Genomic DNA, 413 nt, shown 5'->3' with positions numbered 1-413 from the left:
GGCGAGGCGATGGTGACCAGCCCGGCGCCGGCCCGGAGCCCGGCCATGGCCGCGAGCCGCGACGCCCCGCCCGCAATCAGCGGCCCGGAAAACACCACCAGGTGTCCGCGGCTGTATTTGTGGCTCTCGGCGGTCTGAACCGGCAGACGGTCGCGGTAGAGGCCCGCATGGTTGCGCCAGACCGGGTCGGCGCTGGCGATCAGCCGCGCCGGAATGCCGATGTCGCACAGATGCATGAGCCCGCACAGCGCCCTGCCCGGCATCAACAGATGGCCGGGCTTGAGCGCGGCGAAGGTCACCGTGTGCGCGGCCGCAAAACAGGCGCCGGTGGGAACGCCGGTGCGGCCCGAAAGGCCAGAGGGAAGATCGACGGCGATGACCGGAGTGCCGGCGGCATGCGCCCGCGCCATGAC

General features: G+C 72.2%; 1 protein-coding gene. It reads right to left on the bottom strand.

What is annotated here, in order from left to right; all coding sequences use genetic code 11:
• On the bottom strand, positions 1-413 hold a 413-nt coding region (locus LL06_RS26170; protein WP_035534049.1), incomplete at both ends, for an NAD(P)H-hydrate epimerase.

The organism is Hoeflea sp. BAL378 (genome assembly GCF_000759435.1).
Taxonomy (GTDB): Bacteria; Pseudomonadota; Alphaproteobacteria; order Rhizobiales; family Rhizobiaceae; genus Hoeflea.
Note: the sequence above shows the minus strand (reverse complement) of the source record. Positions and strands in the feature narration are given on the sequence as shown.